Source organism: Streptomyces sp. NPDC050388, from assembly GCF_040655635.1.
GTDB lineage: Bacteria > Actinomycetota > Actinomycetes > Streptomycetales > Streptomycetaceae > Streptomyces.
On sequence record NZ_JBFAKH010000080.1, the window covers coordinates 1 to 15,147 of the forward strand.

Here is a 15,147-nt window from a genome sequence, read left to right on the forward strand (position 1 = left end):
TCGCAGTGCCCGCCCGGTACGCAGGCAGGCGGTCAGCTCGCGGCGCAGTCCGCCTCGCCCCTGGATGAAAAGCGCCTGGTAGATGGTTTCGTGCGAGATGCGCATGGTCTCGTCTCCGGGGAAGTCCAGCGGGAGCCGGCGGGCGATCTGCTCAGGACTCCATGCCCTGCCCCAGCGTCGGTCTGCGCGTCGCCCGTGACGCCGTTTCTTCCACGGCACATCCGGACCGGCGACCTCGCTGCCGTCGTCCGTGTGAACAGTACCGGCCAGCCGGTCCTGCACGTAGTCACGCAGCCGCGGATTCGCCGTCAGCTTGCAGGACTTGGGGCGGCGTGCCTGCCGGTCGGCGTGCCACTGGGCGACCGAGGCCCGGTAGTCCAGGCGCCCGGAGCGGGTGGCCGCGTTGCGGCGCAGTTCGCGGGAGACAGTCGACGGCGAGCGCCCGGTTTCCCGCGCGATGTCACGCACCCCGTAGTCCTTGGCACGCAGCAGCGCGATCTCTTCACGCTCGGAGAACGACAGATATCGGCCCGAGGGCTCGTCCAGGCTGATCGGTGGCATGCCGCCACCCTCGCGGAACCACCGGCCGCCCAGCGGCTGCGACACCCCGCACGCGGCAGCGGCCTCCTCACTCGACAGACCCTTCGCGATGAACCTCCAGAACTGCCGCTTCTCCACGGTCCGGTTGACCGGTGGCCTGCCCGGAGAACGCAACGCGGACCGCCCCGTCACAGCCGTCGTCCACCCTGCCGGTCGTCCCATGAACACCTCCACCATCAAGGTGTTGCGACGACCGGTTGAATCCGCCCAGTACAGCGCGGGGGCTTTCTTTGAGGTCTGTCACCGCCGCGGGATCCGGCGCAGCACAGGCCGCGTCAGATCGAGCTGTGACAACGCTCTCGCTGAGTCGTTCTTCCCGGGCTGCAAGCGCGAGTTGCTCCACGGATACCGCTGGACCTCGAAGGCACAGAAGCGGCTGGCACTGTTCACCTGGCTGTCGTACGACAACCGGCGCCGCCGCCACTCCGCGCTCGGCTGCCTCACCCCAGCAGAGTTCGAACAGCAACTGATCACGTCACGTACGTTGTCACTCGTCGCATGAAACCCGGTGTCCGCTCCCGGGGATCAACCTCACCGGGGCACATCACACCAGCCGCGAATTCGCCAAGCCATACAGCAAGTTGGGCGTGACGCAATCCATGGGAGCGGTCGGCACGAACGTGGACAACGCCGCCGCCGAGTCGTTTCGCCCGTTGAATACGAGCAGCAGCATCAAGCGGGTAAGACCGCAATCACCGCATGAACCCCCGTGTCCACCCTCCGGGAGACGCCTCACGGACTGTCCCGGTTCAATGGTGGTGACTCGGTCATAGCGGTGCACCGTGGGCTTCTCGTTGAGGGATGTGGAAACCGGTGCTGTCGCGGTCAGATGTACATCGTGTTCGGTTCGAGCCCGCAGAGTTCCCGGCCGTACAGTTCGAAGTTCGTGTTCGGGTGCATCAGCCCGTGCAGACTGAACGCCCGCATGTCCCGCTGGATGCGCTGGATCGGCACCGAGGTATAGATCGACGATCCGCCGCTCGCGGTGGCCAGGATGTCCACGGCCTCCCCGGCCAGCTGGACCAGGCGGCCGAGCCGACCCCGGTTCCGCATCCGCTCTTCCAGCGTCCACTGCTCACCGGTGGCGCCCTTCTCGTCCAGCAGGCCGGCCATCCGGCGCGCGTGGAACTCGGCCTCCTCCAGTTTCAGAGCGGCCTCGGCCACCTGGAAATGGGTCACCGATGCCGTGCTCTGCTCGGCGTAGTCGGTGAACGTGATCTTCCGGCCCGGCAGCCGGTGCAGGAATTGGTCCAGGGCCGCGCGGGCCATCCCGACCGCGACGCCAATGAATCCGGACGCACCGGTCGGGATCATCGGGGTCCGGAACACCGGCGAGTCGGCGTTGAGTTCGGTCGCGTACTCCCCCTGGAGGATTGCGGGCATCGGCAGCGTCCGCTCCTGCGGTACGAACAGGTCCTCGGCCACCGTGGTCACGCTGCCGGTACCGGCGAATCCCGAGGTGTACCAGTCGTCCTCGATCTTCAGTTCAGACATGGGCACCAGCGCGGCGACCGGCCACTGGCTGCCGTCCGGAGCCGGCGCCATGGTGATGATGACCTGCCAGTGGCTGTGCCGGGCACCACTCATGAACCGCCAGCGCCCGTTCACGCGCAGGCCGCCGTCGACCTCGGTGGCGACCGCGGTCGGGCTCAGCACCACGCAGATCCGCGTCGCCGGGGTGGCGAAGACCTCGTCCTGCACATGGTCAGGGAACGTCGCGGCCATCCAGGAACCGATCGCCCACACCGCGGTGTTCCACCCCGTCGAACCGTCCCCGGTGGACAGGGTGGTCAGCACGTCGAGCAGGCCGAGCGCGCTCGTTTCGTAGCCACCGTAACGGAGCGGGCGCCGCAGATCGAACATGCCTGCTTCGGCCAGCGCCTCGACAACTTCGTTGTCGAGGTTGCGGTTCTGCTCCGCGGACGACGCCCTCGACTCGATCAACGGCACCAGCTGCTCGGCTCGCTTGATCAGTTCGTCCGACGACGGTACGACGTTTTCGGACACGACGCCCTCCAGGCGATTGACGTGACGGCCATGGTCGGAGGAATCATGTGCGCCGCCGCATCGCGAGCGCATCTCCTTCCTTGCGCCGTTGGCGTATCCGGTTGATCGCGGCGAAAAGGCAATCTGGGAGAGGATGCGATCCACCCGATGGGCCATTATGGTTTCGGACCTGCGATCCCGTGCGGCACGAATACCGGGAATACGCACCACACCAAGGAAGGTAGCCGAGATGGATCCCTTTCGGATCGATATCCCTGAATCCCAGCTAGCCGACCTTCACCGGCGGATCGCCTCGACGCGCTGGCCCGTCACGGTGTCGAGTCCGGAGTGGGAACGCGGCGTCCCTGTCGGCTACCTGCGCGAGCTGGCCGGCTACTGGCAGTCCGATTACGACTGGCGGGCCGCGGAACGAGAGCTGAACCAGTATCCGCAGTTCACCACCGAGATCGACGGCGCCAACGTGCACTTCCTGCACATCAGGTCGGCGGAGCCGGACGCCCGCCCTCTGCTGCTCACCCACGGCTGGCCCGGTTCGATCGTCGAGTTCCTGGACGTCATCGGTCCGCTGACCGATCCGCGCGCCCACGGTGGCGATCCGGCCGACGCCTTCCACCTGGTCATCCCGTCCCTGCCGGGACACGGTTTCTCCGGGCCGATCACCGAGCCCGGCTGGGACGTGCCCCGGGTCGCCCGGGCCTGGGCGGAGCTGATGCGCCGACTCGACTACGACTCGTACGTCACCGCCGGCGGGGACTGGGGATCGATTATCTCCCTCGAACTCGGCCGGGTGGCGCCCCGGCACGTGCTGGGCGCGCACTTGACGATGCTGCTGACCACCCCGTCCGGAGACCCGGACGAACTGGCCGGATTGTCCGAGTCGGACGGTGCGCGCCTGGCCGAACTGGGCCGGTTCGACGCCGAAATGTCCGCCTACATGCGGGTGCAGTCGACCCGGCCGCTGACCGTCGGTTACGGCCTGAACGACTCGCCGGCCGGTCAGCTGGCCTGGATCGTGGAGAAGTTCCACGAGTGGAACAAGGCGGTCAAGACGCCGGAGGAGAAGGTGGGACGGGATCGCCTGCTGACCAACGTAAGCATCTACTGGCTGACCGGAACCGCGACGTCCTCCGCGCAGCTCTACTGCGAGTCCGCTGCATACCTCGGCGCGTTGTTCACCCCGGGGGTGTCACCCGAGCCGGTGGAGGTCCCGATCGGTGTCGCGGTCTTCCAGCAGGACCCGGCGCTGCCGATCCGCGCGTTCGCCGAGCGTGACTTCGGCCCGATCGCGCATTGGACGGAGTACGAACGGGGCGGCCACTTCGCGGCCATGGAGCAACCCGAGCTGTTCGTCACCGACCTCCGGACGTTCGCCCGGTCGCTGCCCGGCCGGTAGTCCGCCCGTGCACGCCGGTATCTGCCGACCCGGAGATGATCGGCGGACGCCGGCGTTGTGCTCCGGGTCACCGTGTTTGTGCGTGCTGTCCTCGTCATCCACCGCACACGGCGTTCACTCGCCCGAGTGTGGACCAGAAATGTTCATTAGCCTCATCCTTGCGTCCGTGCCGGGCCAGCAGGCGCGCGAAGAACTCCAGCGGCGGCCCTCCGGCCTCTGCGTACGGCCGGGCCAGCTCGATCGCCTCCGCCGCCCGCCCCCAGCTCTCCAGCAGTTCCGCCTGGGCCCGGGCGGCCGGCCACCAGCCTGTGGCGACGTACGGAGCGAGCACCCCCAACGCCTGCCCCTTCCGACCCCGGTCACCGAGCAGCCGCGCCCACTCACGCGCGCAGAACCATTCCCCACGGCTGGCCTGGCGCTCCACCTCCTCCTCGTGGCCGAGCTCAAGAAGCCGGGAGACCAGGAGCGGAGGAATGCAGCCGGACAGAGCCCGGGCCCGGTAGTCAAGATCAGCAGCGTCCATGGCAGCGCACCCTAGCCACATCGGGGTGGAGGTGCCGTCCTCGATGTCGTGCGTAAGTACATTGAGCAGCAGCAGCGACCCTCGGGGTGAGGTGAACAGCACGGGCCCGCGCTCACGCGCCGGGTCGGAGCGGCCTCGAGGTGCACTCCACCTCCTCCTTGGACAGAGGAGCGCTGCACAAAATGCAAATGAAAGGTATAAGACTGATGACTTCTTCCCCCCTCGCTGTCGAGATCGGTGCCCTGAGCGGTGGGTCCGCCGGGCTGGGGCGGTATGCGGAGCAGGTCGTGCTGGTGGTGAACGTGGCCTCCAAGTGCGGGCTGACGCCGCAGTACGCCGGGCTGGAGCGGCTGCACGAGAAGTACGCGGCGCGGGGCTTCACCGTGCTCGGGGTGCCCTGCAACCAGTTCATGGGGCAGGAGCCGGGCACCTCGGAGGAGATCGCCGAGTTCTGCTCCGCGACGTACGGGGTGACCTTCCCGATGACCGAGAAGATCGAGGTCAACGGGGAGGGGCGGCACCCGCTGTACGAGCGGCTGGTGGACTTCGCGGACTTCGAGGGGCACAGCGGGGACATCCGCTGGAACTTCGAGAAGTTCCTGATCGGGCGGGACGGCAAGGTCGTCGCCCGGTTCGCGCCGCAGACCGAGCCGGAGGCGGCGGAGGTCGTGGCGGCGGTCGAGAGCGCGCTCGGTTAGCCTCGCCGTTTCACTTGGCGTGAGGCCAGTTGCTGACCGGGCACGCGAAAGTGCCTTCCGAGCTGGGACGATGAACCTTGCCAAGGGGTTCTCTCGGTCCAGGTGGAAGGCACTTTCTGCGTGCAGGGTATCGGTTCGCGTCCCAGGCTTCATGTCTCCGCCGACGGTGCCGGGGGGCGGGCATGCCGGGGCACGGCTGCTGACTGATCTCGCCGACGTCACCGGGCTGACCAGCACGTACTCCACCGCGTTGAGACCGCTTCGGCCACGCGACACCGGCCATGCCCCGGGCCGGATTGCGACCGACCTCGCGGGGATGCTCGCTGACGGCGGCGAGACCACCACGGATCTGGCCGTGCTACGGGACCAGGGCGAGGTGTTCGGCCCGGTCGCCTCGACACCGACTACCTGGCGGCTGCTGGCCGCCGTCGACGAACACGTACTGGACCGCCTGCGCTCGGCCCGCGCCCAGGCCCGGGAAGTACTGAGGCTTTCGCTTCGGGGTGACGTTACGGTGGTCGCAGGACAAGGCCGGTCTCCGCGATGAAGCCGTCGAGCAGATCAGGGCGGTACTGCATCTTCTTCAGCCGAGTGCGGGCCAGCGCGGCGAGTTCGTCGGTGGTGCACGCGGCCAGGTTGCCCAGGGTGTTCTTCAGGTTCGCCCACACGCCCTCGGCCGGGTTCAACTCCGTTGTGTAGGCAGGGAGACGGAAGACCGTCAACCACTTCTTCCGCTTGGCCAGCAGCTGGCGCATCTGCGCGTCTTTGTGCTGGGTGGAGTTGTCCCACACAAGCACGATCTTCCCGCCCAGCTGCTGGCGGGCGGCATCCAGCAAGGCAGCGAAGTCCCGCTCCCGGAACCCCTTCTTCTCCCCGCGGCGGCCGGCATGGTGCACCAGCATCCGGTGGATCAGCCGAGTGCGCCGCCCGGGACAGGCACACACCAGCGCGGCCAGCGAGATCCTGCCCGAGCCCTTCCCCGACACCTCCACCCGTGGTGAGCGGCCGCGACGAGACCAGGTGCGCGCCTTCGGCGGCCGCAGGGACTGCCCCGATTCGTCCTCGAGGACCAGCCACGCGTCCTGGTCCCTCACCGTTTTTCCACCCGCGGCCAGGTCTCCTTGATCCAGGTGGCCACCGCCTGCTCGTCCCGCTCCGCGGCCCGATGCACCGGCACCTGCGCCGACCACCCCATCTGGTGCAGGATCCGGCTCATCTGCGGTTTGCTGAAACGGGTATGGAAGCGGCGGGCGACCAGCGTGACCACCCGATCCAGGGTCCACCGCTGGTCCTCCACCCAGCCGTGCGCGGCCGGCCCCTCCTCCAGCGCCTGCTCCAGCCACGCCCGCCAGGACGGCTTCATCCGCGACGGACAGCCGGAGGGCCCCTTCGAGCCCAGCGCGTCGGCGCCGTCGGCCCGCCATGCGGCGTGCCAGGCATAGGCGGACTTGCGTGAGACCCGCAGCCGCCGGGCGACCTGCGCGGGAGGGGCCCCGGCGGCGAACATCTCGGCGGCCTCGAACCGCACCCGCTCCCGCTGGGCCCGCTGCTTCGCGGTCAGGCCGCCCCCATCGGGATACCTCATACCTCCGGGGTACACCCATCGTGGCCGCGCGTCACCCCGAAGCGAAACCCTCAGTAGCCTGACTGCAGGCATCCGAGACCCGCTGCGGCATACCGGCGGCGAAAGCCAGCGGACAGGAACTGCTCGGCCTGGTCCCGGACATCGACGCCACCCTGATCACCTGCCACTCCGAGAAGGAGGCGGCCGCACCCACCTACAAAGGCGGCTTCGGCTTCCACCCTCTGATGTGTTTCCTGGCCAACACCGGCGAGGGCATGTCCGGGCGGCTGCGGCCCGGGAACGCCGGAGCCAACACCGCCGCGGACCACATCGCGGTACTGGACGACGCTCTCGCGCAGATCCCCGACGCCCACCGGCACGGTACCGACATCCTCGTCCGCACCGACAGCGCCGGATCCGCGAAGCTCTTCCTCACCCACGTCCGAGACCTGCGAACACGCGGAATCCAGACCTTCTTCTCTGCCGGATACGCGGTCACAGAACCGGTCCGCCGCGCGATCCGCGCCCTGCCCGACCAGGTCTGGCACCCCGCCCTGAACCAGGACGGCACCCTCCGCAAGTCCGCCGAGGTCGCCGAGCTGACCGGCATGGGCCTTGTCCCCCAGCGCGTGGAACCGCCGTCCGGGATCGGCCTTGGCCGCCCGGTAGAGCGCATGCTGCAAGGCTCGGACCGGATCCAGCTTCAGGGATCCCGATGTGGCGGACATAGCCGGAACGGCACTCACCAAGTCCCTCCAGACAGACTGCGCATCGACGAAGCAGCGGCCCTTCCCTGGCCGGCGGTTGTGTTATCCGCCGGCTCATCGCGGTACTACGGCCGCCTCCGACGCCCACCCGGCTCGCGTCCACTTCCCGGGGTGCACCCGGTTATAGGACGCGCAGCTTCCGGCGACAGCTGTCCGCAGGCCGCCGGGCCGGGGAGGGCCTCCCCAGTTCCCGCTGTCACCGTCGCAACGTTCCATGCCCCATACGCCGGGGAGTCCCTCACGGCTGCATCTCCAGGATCTTCGCCGCTTCCATGGCCTTCGCCCTGATTTCGGGGGCTCGGCACTCCCTGTCCCCGCCCCGAGAGACGGGCCTCTAACGACGCCGCAGGCTTCGCTTCATGCTACGGACCGCTGCTTTGCTCCCCCCTTACAGGGCTTTCGACACTGGGCTTCGACGCCGGGCGTTTCCCCCCGACGCCGCCAGTCTGCTACCGGGCCTCCTGGCAGCTACCCGGACCGGACTTCCACCGGCAGGCGACAACGAGCTTACGACTCAAGATCAACTACTTCACGAAGACCTCCGAGTCTGCTGGGCGCGCGAAAGAGCGAGGTTAGAGGGCGTCTGAAAAGCCTCTGAGCGGGCTGGTCTTGCGAGGCGACGCACCAGGAGCATGGCCATGGCGAGGTAGATGGCATTCTCCGAGCAGACGCGTAGGTACTCGTAGTCCTTCGACAGGCGGCGGCACCGTCCCAGCCAGGCGAACGTCCGCTCCACCACCCAACGACGCGGGACCACCGTGAACCGGGGCACTGCCGGCGGCGGTACTCCCACTCGGGCCCAGGTGTCCGCTTGATGCGCTTGCCGCTTCCACCAGCAGCGACTCCGCGGGTGCTGGGCGTGGACGACTTCGCGCTGTACGCGGACGTCTACGGAACCCTGCTGGTGGATGCCGCCACCCGGTTGCCGATCGAGCTGTGGGCCGGGCGCGACGCCGAGCAGCTGGCCGCCTGGCTGCGGACACACCCCGGTGTTGAGGTGGCCTGCCGGGACGGCTCGCTGGTCTACCGCCAAGGCATCACCGACGGCGCCCCGGACGCGGTGCAGGTCAGCGACCGCTTCCACCTGTGGCAGGGACTGTCGAAGCGGAGCGGGGATATCGCCGCCGCCCACCGCGGATGCCTACCCGCCGCAATACCCGAACCGGCACCGCCACCGGCGAACCCAGCGGGACCGTCCGACCAGGCCGCCACCCCGGCCCGCCGCCACGCGAAGCGGCTGTTCGAGGCGGTGCACGCGGTGACGGACACCGGTCGCTCGCTCAACGCCGCAGCCCGTGAGCTGGGCCTGAACCGGCGCACCGTGCGCAAATACGCCCGAGCAGCCACCTGGCAGGAATGTGTACGAACCTCCCGGCCCCGCCGGCCCACCAGTCTCGACCCGTATCTGGAGTACCTGCGGCAACGCTGGGAGGAAGGCGAGCACACCGCAACGGTGCTGCACCAGGAACTCGTCGCCAAGGGCTACCGCGGCCACTACCAGCGGGTCAAGATGGTCGTCGCGCCGCTGCGTCGCGGCCTACCGATCAACACGCCGCGGGAGCGGCCGCCCTCGCCCGGGAAGTCGCCCGCTGGATCACCACGGCGCCATCCCGGCGCGGCCTGCACGCCGCCGAGGGGCTCCGGCGGCTGCTCGAGCACTGCCCGGAACTGGACCGCACCCACGATCTGGTGCGTCAGTTCGCCGCCATGCTCGACGCCCGCGACGCCGCCCCGCTGCCGGACTGGCTCGAGCAACTCACGACCGCCCGCCTCCCGGCCCTGGCCGGCCTAGCCAAAGCCATCCGCGAGAACCAGCCCGCAGTTGTGCAGGGCATCACCACCCCGTTCAGCTCCGGCGTCAACGAAGGCCGCATCACCGATCTGAAGCTCCAGAAACGGATCATGGCCGGACGCGCGGGGGTCCCGCTGCTCCGCCACCGCGTCATCCTCATGGCACTGCTCCGACGCCGCTACCCATGACGGAGAGTCACGGGCGCACGGTGGCACACTCCAGCTTCACGGAAATCTTGCCAGGGCCACGTTCGCTTGTACGCCGACACCAGGTCGAGCGAAAACCACCGTCCCGGCGCTGCACGGTCTCCACGGTGATACCGGTGGCCTCCAGAACCCAGGCGTGGAAGTCGGTGCCGCGACAGCCCTGGTCCGCCCACACATGCCGCAGGCGCGGGAAGGCATCGGCAGCCCGGGCGAACAGCACCACGGCGCCATCGCGGTCACCCACACTGGCCGAGCTCACGCACGTCACCAGGACGGTGCCGCGGGCGTCGACGAGCAGGTGCCGCTTGATGCCGCTGACCTTCTTGCCGCCGTCGCAGCCGTGCAGGCCGCCCCGTTCACTGGCCCGGACACTCTGGCTGTCCACGAGGGCGGCACTGGGGGTGGGGTCCCGGCCGAGCTGCACCCGCTCGCGTTCGCGCAGCGCCGCCAGTAGTGGTAGACCGTCTGCCACGGCGGTAGGTCATGCGGCAGGAGTCTCCAGGCACAGCCGGCCCGCAGCCAATACACCAGCGCGTTGAGGATCTCCCGCCGCGCGTGCTTCGCCGGTCGCCCACCAGGCTTGACCGCCGGAACCAGCGGGCGGAGGATCTCCCACTCCTGATCGGAAAGGTCCGTCGAGCAACGGGTACGCAGCCCGCACGCTCCAGCCCCCGAACGCGCGTCGCCACCCCGCTACCAGGGACTTGCCCGCTGAGAGGCTTCTCAGACGCCCTCTACTCGTTCAGTGACGTCTCCGTCGACGTCTTCTGCGTTGCGATCCTCATCGTTCGGAGCCGCCAGGACGGACCGCAATCGTGAAGATTCCGGTGACAGCGGTGCCGCCATACCATCACCTGACGGAACAGCTAATCGGCCAACGTGAGGAGATCAGCTGTGGGTAATGACATAACGCTTTGTCAGACCTGCCGAGACGTCCCGGTCACCAAGTTCCTTTCACTCGGCGCACAACCCGCCTGCAATTTCCCGGAAAATTACGAGGAGACCGAGACTGAACGGACTTGGCCACTGGATCTCGGGTTCTGCTCACGGTGCAGCCTGGTCCAGCTGATGAAACCGGTCAGCGAACGCATTCTTTTTTCCGGCGACTACCACCACCTGGCTGGACTGACCAAGGGATTTCGCGAGCACCTGCGGGAACTGGCGGACGAACTGGCGGCGCAACAGGACCCGGACCCGCGGCGCCGCCGGGTCATCGAGATCGGCAGCAACGACGGAAGCCTGTTGGACGCGCTGGCCGAACGCGGCTTCGACGTCCTCGGCGTCGATCCGTGCGGTTCGGTGTCGCCGAACGGATCGGCGGTTGTCACCGAGTACTTCGGTTCGAAGGTCGCGAAGCAGCTGATGTCCAGCTCCCGGTCGGCGAACATCGTGGTGGCCACTAACACGTTCGCCCACGTCACGGACCTGCATGATTTCCTGGATGGGTTGTGCACGATCCTGAAAGCCGACGGGATGTTCGTGTCCGAGTCGCACTACCTGCCGGAACTGCTGCGGTCTCTGCAGTACGATTTCGTCTACCACGAGCACTCGCGGTACTACTCGTTGACCGCGTTGCAGCACGTCTTCGGACTGCACGGACTCGAAGTTTTCCACATCGAGCGCATCGACACCCACGGCGGGTCCATTCGCGTTTACGCCGGATTCCAGGGCGCACACGAGGTGCACGAGTCTGTTGCCGAACTCCGCCGCGAGGAAGACGCGCAGAAGCTCACCGACGAGGCAACCTACCAGGAGTTCGCCGCCCGCGTGGAGGACCACCGGGATCGCTTCCGCCACCTGGTCAAGGAGTTGTCCAGCGACGGGTCGCGGATTGCCGGATCGTCCTGCCCCGCCCGGGCGGTGACCCTGCTCAACTACTGCTCGCTGGGACCGGCGGACATCGAATTCGTCTCGGAGATCAGTCCGCTCAAGATCGGCCGCCTCTTCCCCGGCGTCCACATCCCGGTCGTCTCCCAGGAGGAACTGTGCGGGCCGGAACAGCCGGACTACGCCGTGCTGTTCTCCTGGCACATCCTGGACGAGCTGAGCTCCCGACTGCGCGAAGAAGGATTCCGCGGGAAGTTCATCGTTCCGCTGCCCGAGCCCCACGTCCTCAGCGAGCCGTAAGGAGTCTTCGGTGCGAGTAGCATTCGTTATGTGGCCGGCGGCGGCGCACCTGTATCCGTTCGTTCCGCTCGCGTGGGCGCTTAAGGCCGCGGGACACGAGGTCTGTGTCGTCTCCCACGCGTCCATCGCGGAAACGACCGCGTCGATGGGGCTGACCCCGGTTTCGTGGTGTGACCCGAACAGCATGCCGGTGCCGATGGGCCCGGGCCGGCCCTACCCGGAGGAACGCGCGGATCTGGCTCGCATCACCGATGCCATGGCCTTCGGGCCGGATGACCCGGACCGCGAGCACTGGGATGTCTTCACCCAGTTCTACCTGCCTTCCATGTGGGATTTCATCCCGTTCAAGGGCGACCCCGGCGAGCCGATGCCCGCGATGGACGGCCTGGTGGAGTTCACCCGCACCTGGAAGCCGGACCTGGTGCTCTGGGACCCCTGCGTCCCCGGCGCGGCGGTCGCGGCCCGGGTCTGCGGTGTGGCACAGGCGCGCTGGTGGACCGCACCCGACGTGTTCTGCCGCAGCATCGACAGGTTCGCCGAGGTCACCGGCCGACCGGGCGCACCGGCGGTGGAGAACCCGCTGGTCGAGACCGTGCGGCCGATGGCCGACCGTTACGGCGTCGAGGTCGACACCGAACTGTTGTTCGGGCAATGGACCGTCAACCCGCAGCCGCCCGCGGTGGGGCCGGCAGTGTCCGCCCGGACAATGCCGGTGCGGTGGATTCCGCATTCGAGCCAGGAGGTCATGCCGGACTGGGTGTACCCGGTACCGGCACGCCCGCGGGTGGCCGTGTCGCTCGGCCTGTCCGAACGGCAGTTCATGGCGGGCGGCTGGAACCACATCCCAGCCCTGCTGGAAGCTCTGTCCACACTGGACGTTGAGGTCGTCGCCACGTTGAACAAGACTCAACTGGAGGCGGTGTCCACGATCCCGGATAACGTGCGGGTGGTCGAATTCGTTCCGCTCAACCATCTGATTCCGACCTGTTCGCTGCTCATCCACCACGGCGGCATGGGCACCGCCATGCCCGCAGTGGCGAACTGCGTGCCGCAGATCGTGCTCGACTTCGTCGGCCACGAGATCTCGGCGACCGGCTCAGGGGGCCGGATGGGCCGGTCCCGGTACAGCCTGGGGCCGGCCCTGTCCAGGTATGTCACGGAGACCGGCGCGGGACTGGTCATGAACGTCAGCAAGCCCAATGCCCAGGAGATGCGGGAACAGATCCAGCGAGTGCTGACCGAGCCGTCGTTCCAGGAGGGCGCCGCACGGGTGCACAACGACCTGCTGGCCACTCCCAGCCCGGCCGAATTCGTCCCCATTCTGGAGCGGATGGTCACCCAGTACCGGCAACAGGAATCCACGTCGCACTGACCCACCACGCCGAAGTGCCTTTCCGGCAGGCCGATCCTGCCGGGGAGGCACTCGCACGGCGGGGAACACACCGGCTCGGCGATGGTGGCGGGCCGGGCGCCACCGTCCAGTCTCGGAACGGGCCGTCCGGCATCGCCCGGACCGCCGCAGAGTCGCACGGCTTTCTCGCCGTGCCTGGGTGAACCCGGAGGGGGAAGCAGTGATCGACTTCGTGCGGCGTTTCCAAGGAGTTAAGGAGCGGTAAAAATGCGCTTGCTTATCACCGGAGCTGCCGGTTTCATCGGCTCGAACTACGTCCGGAATCTACTCTCCGGAGCCTACGGAGGATCCGACATACAGGTCACTGCGCTCGACAAACTTACGTATGCGGGCAACCTGGAGAACCTCGCCCCGGTGCACGACCATCCCCGGTTCACGTTCGTCCACGGTGACATCTGCGACGCCCGGCTGCTCGCGGAGCTGATGCCCGGCCACGATGCCGTGGTCAACTTCGCCGCCGAGACGCACGTCGATCGCTCGATCACCGGCGCGGACGCCTTCGTACAGACCAACGTGCTCGGTACCGCCAACGTGCTGCAGGCGGCGAAGGACGCGCGCGTGCCGCGGATGGTCCACGTCTCGACCGACGAGGTCTACGGCTCGATCGGCTCCGGCTCGTGGACGGAGGAGAGCCCGCTGTTGCCCAACTCCCCCTACGCCGCGACCAAGGCAAGCGCCGACCTGCTGGCTCGCGCGTTCGCCCGCACCTACGGTCTGGACGTGAGCGTGACCCGGTGCGGCAACAACTACGGGCCTTACCAGTACCCTGAGAAGATCATCCCGCTGTTCGTGACCAATCTCCTGTTGGGAGGCACGGTTCCGTTGTACGGCGACGGCCTGAACGTGCGCGACTGGCTGCACGTGGACGACCACTGCCGGGGCATCCACCTGGTGCTGGAGCAGGGGCGGCCGGGCGAGGCCTACAACGTCGGCGGTGGGCAGGAGCTGACCAACCGCCGGCTGACCGCCCTGCTACTGAAAGCCTGCGGGGTCGGTCCGGAGCGCATCCGCGCGGTGCCCGACCGTCCGGGCCACGACCGGCGCTATTCGCTCAACGACGCGAAGCTGCGCGCCCTGGGCTACACGCCCCAGGTCGCGTTCCTCGAAGGTCTGGCCTCGACGGTGGCCTGGTACCGCGACAACCCCCAGTGGTGGCAGCCGCTGCGCCGCGACGTCGCGGCTTGAGCGGCCGCTGCACATCCTGGAGATCGAAAACCCCGTGTGAATCGCCCCGGGTTTGATGGAGACACCGAAGACCCGGAAGGATCCCCGTCATGGCTGCCCCCCGAAAGTACTCCGACGAACTGCGTGAGCGTGCGACACGCCCTCCGCACCGCACACGCCAGAACGATCCGGGCCCGCTCGGCTACCCGCCGGTCCGGTGATCCAGCCTGGCGCGCTCGGCCTCGGACAGCACGATCTCCACAGCAGAGGGACCCGGATGCGGCATGCCAACACGGTACCGACCAACACCCAGGATTCCAGGCGCAGAACATCAGGTACGCCCACCGTGCCCGCCGTGGTGAACGGCCGGCTGCACCGGTCACCGGGGCGAGTACGGCACTGAACGCCTCCGCTCCGATCGCCGTCTGACACCGCACAACCGGCCGCTGCGGAGCTCGGGACACCTCAAGGAGGCCAGGAGAGCGGACCGTCGGTCACGCCACAACGGCGGCAGGTCCGAGGAGGCTGTTACGACCCCGTGCCTTGCAAGCCCCCGCTGCCGCAGGACCTCGACCGGACGCCTCGGAAGGAGCTTCTGACGGAGCAACGGGGAAGATGCGGCCTTCCACCGGTTGTTGGGAGCATGTTCCGCCTTGCCACACCCACCACCAGGAAGGAGCGCAGGGAAGGAGCTCAGAGCATGGCCACGCTTGACGCGGCAACAGAGCACGATCGGATACGAGACACGCGGGCCGCCGGTGCCAGGATCGGGACCGCGTCCCCCCCACGTCCGCGTGATGGGGGACCCGGACACCAGCCTTGGTGTTCCGGCGGACCGACGAGGGGATGAGATGCTCACCAGAGGCGTCCTGACCTGGGCCGGCCACGCGGCGAC

12 protein-coding genes and 6 pseudogenes are annotated in these 15,147 nt (G+C 68.1%); 10 read left to right on the plus strand and 8 right to left on the minus strand.

Annotation, left to right across the window (positions count from 1 at the left end; genetic code table 11):
- On the minus strand, nucleotides 1–762 hold a 762-nt coding region (locus AB0I73_RS32365; protein ID WP_363043400.1), incomplete at its 3' end, for a helix-turn-helix domain-containing protein.
- Between the two features lie 43 nt (nucleotides 763–805).
- Between AB0I73_RS32365 and AB0I73_RS32370 the strand changes: the two are divergent.
- Nucleotides 806–1,102, plus strand: a pseudogene (locus tag AB0I73_RS32370) (integrase core domain-containing protein); the annotation flags it as partial.
- A gap of 323 nt (nucleotides 1,103–1,425) precedes the next feature.
- On the opposite strand, the gene AB0I73_RS32375 reads toward AB0I73_RS32370, so the two are convergent.
- Nucleotides 1,426–2,817 (minus strand): acyl-CoA dehydrogenase, encoded by a 1,392-nt coding sequence (locus AB0I73_RS32375; protein ID WP_363043402.1) that lies wholly within the window; start codon nucleotides 2,815–2,817, stop codon nucleotides 1,426–1,428.
- A gap of 19 nt (nucleotides 2,818–2,836) precedes the next feature.
- On the opposite strand from AB0I73_RS32375, the gene AB0I73_RS32380 reads away from it, so the two are divergent.
- Nucleotides 2,837–4,000, plus strand: a complete 1,164-nt coding sequence (locus tag AB0I73_RS32380; RefSeq protein ID WP_363043404.1) for an epoxide hydrolase family protein — start codon at nucleotides 2,837–2,839, stop codon at nucleotides 3,998–4,000.
- A gap of 94 nt (nucleotides 4,001–4,094) precedes the next feature.
- On the opposite strand, the gene AB0I73_RS32385 is transcribed toward AB0I73_RS32380, so the two are convergent.
- Nucleotides 4,095–4,523 carry a hypothetical protein gene (locus AB0I73_RS32385; protein WP_363043406.1) on the minus strand — a complete coding sequence of 143 codons (429 nt, stop codon included), beginning with the start codon at nucleotides 4,521–4,523 and terminating at the stop codon, nucleotides 4,095–4,097.
- 206 nt (nucleotides 4,524–4,729) lie between these two features.
- Here AB0I73_RS32385 and AB0I73_RS32390 point away from each other — a divergent pair, with 206 nt between their 5' ends.
- Both AB0I73_RS32390 and AB0I73_RS32395 read left to right on the plus strand, forming a co-directional pair.
- Nucleotides 4,730–5,221: a glutathione peroxidase gene (locus tag AB0I73_RS32390; RefSeq protein WP_363043408.1), complete on the plus strand. Its 492-nt coding sequence runs from the start codon at nucleotides 4,730–4,732 to the stop codon at nucleotides 5,219–5,221.
- A 102-nt stretch (nucleotides 5,222–5,323) separates the two neighbouring features.
- A pseudogene (locus AB0I73_RS32395) lies at nucleotides 5,324–5,705 on the plus strand (IS1380 family transposase); the annotation flags it as partial.
- Nucleotides 5,706–5,730: 25 nt separating this feature from the next.
- On the opposite strand, the gene AB0I73_RS32400 reads toward AB0I73_RS32395, so the two are convergent.
- Nucleotides 5,731–6,315 carry a transposase gene (locus AB0I73_RS32400; RefSeq protein ID WP_363043410.1) on the minus strand — a complete coding sequence of 195 codons (585 nt, stop codon included), beginning with the start codon at nucleotides 6,313–6,315 and terminating at the stop codon, nucleotides 5,731–5,733.
- Nucleotides 6,312–6,806, minus strand: a complete 495-nt coding sequence (locus AB0I73_RS32405; RefSeq protein ID WP_363043412.1) for a winged helix-turn-helix domain-containing protein — start codon at nucleotides 6,804–6,806, stop codon at nucleotides 6,312–6,314. Before AB0I73_RS32405 ends, AB0I73_RS32400 begins: the two co-directional genes overlap by 4 nt.
- Before the next feature lie 128 nt (nucleotides 6,807–6,934).
- Here AB0I73_RS32405 and AB0I73_RS32410 point away from each other — a divergent pair.
- A pseudogene (locus AB0I73_RS32410) lies at nucleotides 6,935–7,840 on the plus strand (transposase); the annotation flags it as partial.
- Between the two features lie 241 nt (nucleotides 7,841–8,081).
- Here AB0I73_RS32410 and AB0I73_RS32415 read toward each other — a convergent pair.
- Nucleotides 8,082–8,315 (minus strand): annotated as a pseudogene (locus AB0I73_RS32415) (transposase); the annotation flags it as partial.
- A 51-nt stretch (nucleotides 8,316–8,366) separates the two neighbouring features.
- Between AB0I73_RS32415 and AB0I73_RS32420 the strand changes: the two are divergent.
- Both AB0I73_RS32420 and AB0I73_RS32425 read left to right on the plus strand, forming a co-directional pair.
- Nucleotides 8,367–8,588, plus strand: a pseudogene (locus AB0I73_RS32420) (ISL3 family transposase); the annotation flags it as partial.
- 320 nt (nucleotides 8,589–8,908) lie between these two features.
- Nucleotides 8,909–9,532, plus strand: coding sequence for a transposase (locus tag AB0I73_RS32425; protein WP_363043466.1), 624 nt, complete (start codon nucleotides 8,909–8,911; stop codon nucleotides 9,530–9,532).
- 7 nt (nucleotides 9,533–9,539) lie between these two features.
- On the opposite strand, the gene AB0I73_RS32430 is transcribed toward AB0I73_RS32425, so the two are convergent.
- Nucleotides 9,540–10,022: a transposase gene (locus tag AB0I73_RS32430; protein WP_363043414.1), complete on the minus strand. Its 483-nt coding sequence runs from the start codon at nucleotides 10,020–10,022 to the stop codon at nucleotides 9,540–9,542.
- Nucleotides 10,023–10,039: 17 nt separating this feature from the next.
- Nucleotides 10,040–10,204, minus strand: a pseudogene (locus AB0I73_RS32435) (transposase); the annotation flags it as partial.
- Between the two features lie 240 nt (nucleotides 10,205–10,444).
- Between AB0I73_RS32435 and AB0I73_RS32440 the strand changes: the two are divergent.
- The 3 genes from AB0I73_RS32440 to rfbB all read left to right on the plus strand — a co-directional run bounded on the left by AB0I73_RS32440 (nucleotide 10,445) and on the right by rfbB (nucleotide 14,273).
- Nucleotides 10,445–11,677 carry a class I SAM-dependent methyltransferase gene (locus AB0I73_RS32440; RefSeq protein ID WP_363043416.1) on the plus strand — a complete coding sequence of 411 codons (1,233 nt, stop codon included), beginning with the start codon at nucleotides 10,445–10,447 and terminating at the stop codon, nucleotides 11,675–11,677.
- A gap of 10 nt (nucleotides 11,678–11,687) precedes the next feature.
- Nucleotides 11,688–13,049, plus strand: coding sequence for a nucleotide disphospho-sugar-binding domain-containing protein (locus AB0I73_RS32445; protein ID WP_363043418.1), 1,362 nt, complete (start codon nucleotides 11,688–11,690; stop codon nucleotides 13,047–13,049).
- 246 nt (nucleotides 13,050–13,295) lie between these two features.
- Entirely contained in the window at nucleotides 13,296–14,273 is a 978-nt protein-coding gene (gene rfbB, locus AB0I73_RS32450) for a dTDP-glucose 4,6-dehydratase (RefSeq protein WP_363043420.1), read from the plus strand.
- Nucleotides 14,274–15,147: the final 874 nt, after the last annotated feature.

Excerpts from the sequence above, each read along its gene's own strand:
- AB0I73_RS32385 (WP_363043406.1), bottom strand. The coding sequence starts at position 4,523 with ATGGACGCTGCTGATCTTGACTACCGGGCCCGGGCTCTGTCCGGCTGC.
- AB0I73_RS32425 (WP_363043466.1), top strand. The coding sequence starts at position 8,909 with ATGTGTACGAACCTCCCGGCCCCGCCGGCCCACCAGTCTCGACCCGTA.
- AB0I73_RS32405 (WP_363043412.1), bottom strand. The coding sequence starts at position 6,806 with ATGAGGTATCCCGATGGGGGCGGCCTGACCGCGAAGCAGCGGGCCCAG.
- AB0I73_RS32390 (WP_363043408.1), top strand. The coding sequence starts at position 4,730 with ATGACTTCTTCCCCCCTCGCTGTCGAGATCGGTGCCCTGAGCGGTGGG.
- rfbB (WP_363043420.1), top strand. The coding sequence starts at position 13,296 with ATGCGCTTGCTTATCACCGGAGCTGCCGGTTTCATCGGCTCGAACTAC.
- AB0I73_RS32380 (WP_363043404.1), top strand. The coding sequence starts at position 2,837 with ATGGATCCCTTTCGGATCGATATCCCTGAATCCCAGCTAGCCGACCTT.